Origin of the sequence: Okeania sp. SIO2B9, assembly GCF_010672505.1 — a bacterium.
In the GTDB taxonomy this organism is placed as follows: Bacteria; Cyanobacteriota; Cyanobacteriia; order Cyanobacteriales; family Microcoleaceae; genus Okeania; species Okeania hirsuta.
In genome coordinates this window covers 1-7747 of record NZ_JAAHGK010000202.1, presented here as the reverse complement: position 1 = coordinate 7747, position 7747 = coordinate 1, and the positions used below count along the sequence as shown (strand labels likewise).

Annotated in this window: 10 protein-coding genes and 1 pseudogene; 7 read left to right on the top strand and 4 right to left on the bottom strand. The window is 41.0% G+C overall.

What is annotated here, in order from left to right; genetic code table 11:
- Positions 1 to 552 precede the first annotated feature (552 nt).
- The gene (locus tag F6K13_RS09700; RefSeq protein ID WP_124143710.1) at positions 553 to 1572 is read left to right on the top strand and encodes a polysaccharide deacetylase family protein; all 1020 of its coding nucleotides are present in this window, start codon (positions 553 to 555) and stop codon (positions 1570 to 1572) included.
- Positions 1573 to 1674: 102 nt separating this feature from the next.
- On the opposite strand, the gene F6K13_RS09695 is transcribed toward F6K13_RS09700, so the two are convergent.
- Both F6K13_RS09695 and cmoB read right to left on the bottom strand, forming a co-directional pair.
- Positions 1675 to 1836 (bottom strand): hypothetical protein, encoded by a 162-nt coding sequence (locus tag F6K13_RS09695; RefSeq protein WP_287244527.1) that lies wholly within the window; start codon positions 1834 to 1836, stop codon positions 1675 to 1677.
- On the bottom strand, positions 1817 to 2797 hold the full coding sequence (gene cmoB / locus F6K13_RS09690) for a tRNA 5-methoxyuridine(34)/uridine 5-oxyacetic acid(34) synthase CmoB (RefSeq protein WP_124147570.1): 981 nt from the start codon (positions 2795 to 2797) through the stop codon (positions 1817 to 1819). Before cmoB ends, F6K13_RS09695 begins: the two co-directional genes overlap by 20 nt.
- Positions 2798 to 2852: 55 nt before the next feature.
- Here cmoB and F6K13_RS09685 point away from each other — a divergent pair, with 55 nt between their 5' ends.
- The 6 genes from F6K13_RS09685 (at position 2853) to F6K13_RS09660 (ending at position 5993) form a co-directional block, all read left to right on the top strand.
- Positions 2853 to 3125: a DUF1254 domain-containing protein gene (locus F6K13_RS09685; RefSeq protein ID WP_161564740.1), complete on the top strand. Its 273-nt coding sequence runs from the start codon at positions 2853 to 2855 to the stop codon at positions 3123 to 3125.
- A complete protein-coding gene (locus F6K13_RS09680) occupies positions 3122 to 3898 on the top strand; it encodes a DUF1214 domain-containing protein (RefSeq protein ID WP_161564739.1) in 777 nt (258 codons plus the stop codon). Before F6K13_RS09685 ends, F6K13_RS09680 begins: the two co-directional genes overlap by 4 nt.
- 154 nt (positions 3899 to 4052) lie before the next feature.
- Entirely contained in the window at positions 4053 to 4388 is a 336-nt protein-coding gene (locus F6K13_RS09675; RefSeq protein WP_124147567.1) for a hypothetical protein, read from the top strand.
- A 140-nt stretch (positions 4389 to 4528) separates the two neighbouring features.
- Entirely contained in the window at positions 4529 to 4924 is a 396-nt protein-coding gene (locus F6K13_RS09670; protein WP_161564738.1) for a DUF1254 domain-containing protein, read from the top strand.
- Positions 4925 to 5019: 95 nt separating this feature from the next.
- On the top strand, positions 5020 to 5193 hold the full coding sequence (locus F6K13_RS09665) for a hypothetical protein (protein ID WP_161564737.1): 174 nt from the start codon (positions 5020 to 5022) through the stop codon (positions 5191 to 5193).
- Positions 5194 to 5261: 68 nt separating this feature from the next.
- On the top strand, positions 5262 to 5993 hold the full coding sequence (locus tag F6K13_RS09660) for a DUF1214 domain-containing protein (RefSeq protein WP_124147565.1): 732 nt from the start codon (positions 5262 to 5264) through the stop codon (positions 5991 to 5993).
- 466 nt (positions 5994 to 6459) lie between these two features.
- Here the strand turns inward: F6K13_RS09660 and F6K13_RS09655 are convergent, their stop codons facing one another.
- Together F6K13_RS09655 and F6K13_RS09650 are read right to left on the bottom strand one after the other, a co-directional pair.
- Positions 6460 to 7020, bottom strand: coding sequence for a YHS domain-containing (seleno)protein (locus F6K13_RS09655; RefSeq protein ID WP_124147564.1), 561 nt, complete (start codon positions 7018 to 7020; stop codon positions 6460 to 6462).
- A 178-nt stretch (positions 7021 to 7198) separates the two neighbouring features.
- Positions 7199 to 7621, bottom strand: a pseudogene (locus F6K13_RS09650) (RNA-guided endonuclease InsQ/TnpB family protein); the annotation flags it as partial.
- Between the last annotated feature and the right edge of the window lie 126 nt (positions 7622 to 7747).

Genomic DNA, 7747 nt, shown 5'->3' with positions numbered 1-7747 from the left:
CCTTCCTCTAGTTTAACTACTTTCAGATTTTGATGATCTTGCTTAAACACGGGACTCACCTCCTGCTTGAGAATATGCTTAATTTTTCTTAACTTATCAGACTACAGCCATTATATCACTGAGAATTTCAGATTTTTGATATTGAGGAAAATCTATCTACACAACTATACAAGTAATAATAATTTCCCACTTTCTCAGCCTTAGCATTTTTTGATTGAATAGTATTACACAAATTTAACTCTTATAGATGTAAATTTCATTCACCTTGATACTAATTCAGGAAAATAATGCCTCAATTTATCAGGGGGGATTGTTTATCTTTTTCTTTTAAGTTGAATAAACCGCCGTATAGACGGTGTTTACAATTGGTTGGGGTTTGAGTCCCCATCCACTTTTTCCTTTTTCCTTTTTCCTTCTTCAAGAAGTTAAGTGGCGATCGTCCACTCCTACGAAACAAAATAAATTTTTTATATTAGTCAGGAAAAAATAGTGATAGTATCATCAATAACTAGCAATAATTCACAGATTTGCGATTGAATATTAGGGAAAGATATGATTAATCAAAAATGGATTCAAGATCAGATTAAGCTACTAAGTAGGAATGTAACTCAATCTTTATTTTCCACTGTAGAGAAGTTAAATTTAACTATTATACATTTGTACAAAAATTGCTTTTTAATTAATTTTTTACCAAAGTGGATAAGTAAACTTGTATACCTTTCACTAATATTTATCGTCAGTTTAGGTTTGACTGCTGCAGCTATTAAATCTCCGACTGTCAAAATTCCGATTTTTGGTTTCCATGACATTATTGATTTACAGAATAAAGCTGATTTACCACCATATCGCCCTCTTTATGGTATGGATTATACTAAGCAAGATTTAGAAAAGTTTGTAGAGTATTTAGTACAGAAAAATTACTGGTTTTTATCCTCTCAAGATTTATTCGTATATTTTATTAATAAATCTCAACCTATACCAAGTAAACATATAGGTCAAAAACCTGTAATGCTTACTTTTGATGATGGCTATGAAGGAGTGCATAAAAATGGAATGCCCATCTTAGAAAGGATGGAAGAAAAATATGGTGAAAAAGTAAGATTTGTTCTGTTTATTAATCCTAAAACTCTGGGAGTTAATAATGGAAAAGATTTACCACATCTTAGTTGTCAAAATTTAATAGAAGGATATCAGAAAGATTTTTATGATATTCAATCTCATGGATTTACTCATAAAAATTTAACAAAAATTAGCTCCAAGGAATTAGAAGTAGAACTATATTTTGCGAAGTTAGCTTTGAGAAAATGTACTAATGATTTAGATAGGAATAAAATTGTCGCTGCTCATATTGCTTATCCCTATGGTGCCATCAATACAAAGGTGGAAAAAAAGTTACCTAAATATCATCTAACTGGATTTATTTATGATGATAATTTTTTGAAAGTAAATTATCTGAAAAATAAGTTCCGCATTTCTCGAATTACAGTTGGTAGTCGCACATCTCCTTATAAGTTAATCCGGTTAGCAACTCGAGCTTCAACACTCAAAAAAATTCGTAAGTTGAAAAAATAAAAATCAAGCTATTCTAGCACAAGGAAGAAGGAAAAAGGAAGAGGCAGGAAGGCTTAATATCAAGTCTCATTAAGGTGTTTGCTAATAGCAGCCCAGTTAATGTTAATTATTCTTATGTTTACTTCTCTGTACAAGCACCTGGGGAGTATGCGCAAGCAAACGGCCTTTTGCCCCATCTCCCCATCTCCCCATCTCCCCATCTCCCCATCTCCCCATCTCCCCATCTCCCCATCTCCCCCGCTCATTATTTACGAGCGATTGCATAATAGCGCCAAGGTGCAGGATAACCTTCAATTGTCAACGAAGGGTCTTGAGGATTGAGAAATTCTGACAAACTATCAATATTTGCCCAAGAAGTGCGCCGTTGTTCTGCTACTGACAAAGGTTCGGCAAAAAAACAATTAATATCACTAAACCCCGCTCGCCCTATCCAACTCTCTAAACAGGACTGAGTGGGGAGAAACCAAATACCTCGTGCTTGAGCATAACGTTTCCGAGGTGTTAGAGCTACTGGTAAATCTCCTGGAATGCCTTGACAGTCAATAATAATTTCCCCCTTGGGCGCTAAAGCTTCTCGCATTTTGCGTAGTAAAGCAATAGGGTCAGTGTGATGATAGAGAATACCCAAGCAGAAAATGGTGTCAAAAAATTGAGGGTAATAGTGAATGTGTTCAACTCCCAACAGTTCAAATATCAGCATTTTTTGTTGCACAATATTTTGAATAAGTTGAAAATTCCAAAAATGTTTTGCGTAGGGTTCAAAACCAATAACTAACTCGGGTTGTTGAGCTGCCATGCGGAACATAAAATAACCATTGTGGCAGCCAATATCGGCGACTCTACGATTTTTCAGAGAACTAATATGTGGCAAAATGCGTTCCCATTTCCAATCAGAACGCCATTCAGCATCAATGTTTATACCAAATAGTTCAAACGGACCTTTTTTCCAAGGACAAAATGTTTGCAAACTGTTCCGGAACAGTTGTTGTTGCTCTGGGGAGAGTTCCTCAGCACGACCGACTTTTATTGCTGCGCAGGAAAAGTCGAAAAAATGACTTTTGATATCTGTAACTGTTTGTACTGCTTCGTAATACTTTTGAGTAGAGGTTTCAAATAATTTTTTGTGTTTTTCTTGACGGGTTTTTAATATTGCTTCTGTATTGATCGGGATGTCATATTTATATAAATAATCTGAGGGAATATGGCCGATACTATTATTAAACATGAGACTAAATTTAGAGTTGGTGATGGATCTACGAGCAGAGCCTTTAGTTATAACGATGCCTGATATCGAAGATGAGCGTTATTATACTGCCCAATTGGTTGACCTTTACACCTTCAACTTTGATTACCTTGGCACTCGGGTTGAGGGTAATGGTGGAGGAAACTACCTCATCTCAGGTCCAGACTGGAGCGCAGAGCAACCCGAAGGAATTAAGCGAGTAATTCCGTCAGAAACAAATTTAGCTTACTCACTATTACGTACCCAGCTTTTTAATCCTGACGATATTGATAACGTGCAATTCAGGAAAAATATAAGGCTCAACCCTTGAGTGAGTTTCTGGGTACTCAGCCACCAGAAGCTCCCCCAGAAATTGACTATCCTCCAATCTCTTCTGAAACTTTGAATGAGCATTTCTTCGAGTATGTCAACTTCTTGCTTCAATTTGCTCCTACCCATCCCACTGAAGAAAGATTGCGCAAAAAATTTAAGAAAATTGGAGTGGAACCTGGAGCAGTATTTCCCCCAGAAGGTGTTTCTCAAGAGTGGCTAGATGCGATCGCATCCGGTCAACAGGCAGGAATAGACACTATTGATGAAACTGCCCAGGAAACTACATCATCCGCTGGCGTATTTGGAACGCGAGAAGAACTCAATAATGATTATCTCAAACGTGCAGTTGGATCCCTACTGGGTATCTACGGGAACTCAATAGCTGAGGCATTTTACCCAGGTTACATAGTAGATGAAAATGGAGAATTGCTTAATAGCGGGAACTATAATTATCTGTTACAGATTCCCCCAGAAGGCATACCTGCCCAAGCATTCTGGTCGGTGACCATATATGATGGAGTAACTCGTTATTTAATTCACAACCCGCTCGATCGTTACTTGATTAATTCACCGATGCTAGAAGAACTAGAAGAGAATGCAGACGGAAGCATCACCCTATATCTACAATACGAATCTCCTGGGACAGAAAAAGAATCAAACTGGCTTCCGGCACCGGATGGACCTATGTATGTTATCATGCGCATTTACATACCAGAAGAATATGTAATCAACGGTAGTTGGGAAGCTCCACCTATGGTCATTGCTGAGTAAAAATGTGTAGGAGATATTTGACAGGAATATTCGGATTAGTTCGGATTGCTCCCTAGTAAACATTTTTGCTGCTGTCCATCCTAAAGCTAGCTTTATCGCCCTTTGGGATGTGGCCTGAGATTGTGTTGTTAACCCATTTGATGAGGTTTTACCCATGTTCTTTAACCGTATTTTGAAGCCAATAACGCTCTTGCACTTTCTTTTTCAGAAAAATCCACTTGTAAAGAAGGCTAAAGAGCTAATCCTTTCTCTGTTGATTGCCATCCTTTGCTTGGCGATCGTTGCGCCCTCTGTCGCCCTGGCGGATGCCAGCGTTATCGGCCCAAACCCATTTATTGGTGATTTTGAAACCCATATTGGAACGCTTGAGTTCGAGTCAAATGGTTATCCAACTTCGGAAACCGTTGACAAGCTCTACGATGGGCGTTGCACAGTGACGAATGATTTGATATTTTTGATTGAATTGGATTGTGGATTAATCAATTGCTAGAATGATTAATTAATGGTTATTTTTAGTCAAAATCTAAACCAATTTTTGGCAATATCATTCCATAATGTGCAACCCCCTACGATGAGATGGATTTCCAGCGAGCTACCCAACTGTATTTATGGTCCGTACCTATGGTGAGTATGGCTGAATGGCAAGCTGCTCATGAAGAGACTTTTGGGATAGAAACGGGTGAAATTGTAGTTTACCAAACTTTCCCAGAAAAGTTAGGTATCCTCACCGCCAATGCTACGACACCCTACATCATTGGCTTCTTTGACCTGGCCAAAACTGGTCCTGTAGTTGTCGAAATGCCTGCTGGAGAAGCAGCCGGTTTTGCTGATGATATTTGGCAGCGTCCTATCGTTGACATGGGTCAAACCGGACCTGATGAGGGCTTGGGCGGTACCTACTGTATTTATGGTCCTGGTCAAAAGGGCTTAATCCTAAAGAATACTAAAAAGTGCGAATACCGCGTCCCATCGACCACCTTTAACGTATTTTGGGGTTTTCGCTCTCTCAACTCGGATAAAACCTAAAAAGCGTCGGGAGGAAGTTAGCCAGACCGTTTTAACGGCTGGTTGAATAACGACACGCGGGTAATAAAGCGAAGTAAAAATCTGCTATACTAGAAATGGCAAGTAAGAACAAGGTTTGTCGCCATGACAAGACCGCACTTTGCGGTGAAACTCCGGTGGACAGGAGACGGGGAATTAACTTCCTACGACGGCTGTTAGCTCCGCATTCCGCAGGAAAAGCAAGTAGGCAGCTAAAGCAGCGAGAAGATTGCTCCAACCAGTGCGAGTAAAACCACTCGTGAAAGCTAACAAAAAAAAGTAAACTGAAGAGCTACTTAATGCCCTGCGAATTTATCCCTTGGCACAACCAAGCGACAGTCCCGTTCCTATCAAGGATATTACCGATATTCAGTGGTCTCAGGTTCCCCGTCGTGGCCTTGCCTACTGGGAGCGCCTCGCAAACATCATCAGCCGCGAGCCCGTTCAAGAGCGCGATCGCCTGTTTATGGCTATGCTCAAACCCTTGGGCATTGAGAAAGTCGGTCTTGACGGCACTGTGACTTTTGCCCCTGACGAACGCCAGAAAGCAATCCTAGAGCAGGGTGCTTTGGTAGGAGAAGCCATGGCTCGGGTTAACGACTTCCAAAAGCGCAGCGAAGCGGCACATTATGCTGATGGTGTGCATTGGGAATTTGCTCTGATCCTTGACCCAAGTCAGGGTACCGAATACTACGATCAGCTTGATGAGCGGGCAGCCTGGTTTTACGAAGCTGTAACCGCCTCCTCCGGTATGGTAATTGATGAACCAGGTCAAGGGGGACAAGTTTACCTCGGTACTTATAAAGACAGCGATGGTAACTGGCTTGACGGTTCTAACACTTATAAAATGACCGTTCCTGCCAATCCTCCCATGGAGCAGTTTTGGTCAGTTACGGTGTATGACAACAATGCCCGCGTTTTCGTCGATACGGACACTGAAAAACCCGAGCGTTCCTCCAAAACAGATGACCTATATGAGAATGCTGACGGCACAGTTGATATCTACGTCGGTCCTCAAGAACCTACCGATCCTGACAAAGCCTCCAACTGAATTAAGAGCAACCCAGGAGAAGGCTGGTTTGCCTACTTCCGACTTTATGGCCCTACAGAAGACCACTTTAATGGAAACTGGGTTCTTAATGACTTTGTAAAGGTGACGGAAAGCTCAAGAATTTCAAAGTATCAAAAATGCCAAAGACGTAAGGCTATTGCAAGTCCTCAATGACTTTGTAAAAGTTGACGGAAGACTCTAAATTCCTCAGTTGACTGAAATTCTCTCTGGGAAAAGCTTTTAGGTCAAAAGTGCAAAATTAATATAACTTGAGTTAGACGACTTTGAAACGCTGGAAGCTTTAACTGACAAAGATTATGTTGTCAAGCTTCCAGCTTTTTTGGCAATAGGGGAATTACTTCCGCACTTTATAAACCCCGTAGGAAACCTCGCCAATTAGCACTCGCTTTTAAAGGCATGACTTTTAACTTCTAACTTCCGGGTAGCGACACTAGAGTTTCACCCCTCACCCCCGAAAGTTGGCGGCGGCAGCAGGCCAGTTTTTATTGGCACGGGCAATATTGCCTGGAATATCACGTTCCCAGCGATCACGAATCCTTAAACTGAAATTGAGATATAGCTTCCCTTCGACAATGCTCCAGGCTTCTGGAACAATAGGAGCTGTGTATCCATTGGCAACGGCAAAAGCACAGAAACCACCATACTGCGGAGCATATTGCTCTGGGGAAGCTGCAAACAAATCACGATTTTTGGCACTGGAAAACCACCAGTTGACTCCCATCCAGTTGTGAGTAAATTGTTTATTTCCTTGGACAGGTTTACCTACTTGAAAATACGCAACTGGGTCAGTACCTCGAATGGCAACTCCGTTTTCCGCAAAAATCGGCTCTGTGGCATTGGCTATTTGAGATTCATCAGCCTTGTTGGAGGATACGGCAATAGCAGGTGATACGGGATCGGTGGATAGTTCCACTGATGGCTGAGGGGAATTTTTCGTTTGTAGGGAAGCACACCCTATGACCAACCCGAAACTAACTAAAGACAGGACAAAATATCGACGTTTCATATTAACTTTTTCTCAAAAGGATTTTGGGATTGCAGGCTCGACATCTTTAACTTAAGCTAGTCAACTGAGCAGGCTGTGAGAAATTCCTGAAACTGCTCTATAAAACTGATACAAAGCGTCACATAGTGTGACAACTTGAGGTTTACTTCCTGCTTCTACTGAGGCCGTCGGCGGTTGCTCATCCACAGGCATTCACGGTCGAGCCGACCGCATCTCTCAAATTTATACTTGCGTTTAAATCTCGATCTATTGACAAGCCACAGTCAGGGCAATCATAAATTCTCAGGCTTAACGGCATATCTTGAACATGACCACACCTACTGCAAGTTTTTGATGATGGAAAAAACCTATCAACTGCTACTAATTTAGAACCGTGCCATCGTGTTTTATATTCGAGCTGTCTCCGAAACTCATAAAAGCCTTGGTCGGCTATAGATTTAGCTAGCTTATGGTTAGCTAACATACCGCTAACATTCAAATCTTCTATGGCAACAACGCTGTGGTTTTTAGCTAAATATGTTGTCAATTTATGAAGTGCATCTTTGCGGATGCTAGCCACTCGTCTATGCAGCCTAGCTATCTTAAGTTGTGCTTTTCTCCAATAGACTTGTCGCGAAATAAAACCTTAAAGTGAAATGGGAAAATTCTGGTTTTCACTGATTAAATTATCCTGCCATTAAGTAGAAATTCCAGAGTCCAGCCACAGTGAACATGAAGCGATCGTCGC

Excerpts from the sequence above, each read along its gene's own strand:
- F6K13_RS09700 (WP_124143710.1), top strand. The coding sequence starts at position 553 with ATGATTAATCAAAAATGGATTCAAGATCAGATTAAGCTACTAAGTAGG.
- F6K13_RS09695 (WP_287244527.1), bottom strand. The coding sequence starts at position 1,836 with ATGCAATCGCTCGTAAATAATGAGCGGGGGAGATGGGGAGATGGGGAG.
- cmoB (WP_124147570.1), bottom strand. The coding sequence starts at position 2,797 with ATGTTTAATAATAGTATCGGCCATATTCCCTCAGATTATTTATATAAA.
- F6K13_RS09685 (WP_161564740.1), top strand. The coding sequence starts at position 2,853 with ATGCCTGATATCGAAGATGAGCGTTATTATACTGCCCAATTGGTTGAC.
- F6K13_RS09675 (WP_124147567.1), top strand. The coding sequence starts at position 4,053 with ATGTTCTTTAACCGTATTTTGAAGCCAATAACGCTCTTGCACTTTCTT.
- F6K13_RS09670 (WP_161564738.1), top strand. The coding sequence starts at position 4,529 with ATGGCTGAATGGCAAGCTGCTCATGAAGAGACTTTTGGGATAGAAACG.
- F6K13_RS09665 (WP_161564737.1), top strand. The coding sequence starts at position 5,020 with ATGGCAAGTAAGAACAAGGTTTGTCGCCATGACAAGACCGCACTTTGC.
- F6K13_RS09655 (WP_124147564.1), bottom strand. The coding sequence starts at position 7,020 with ATGAAACGTCGATATTTTGTCCTGTCTTTAGTTAGTTTCGGGTTGGTC.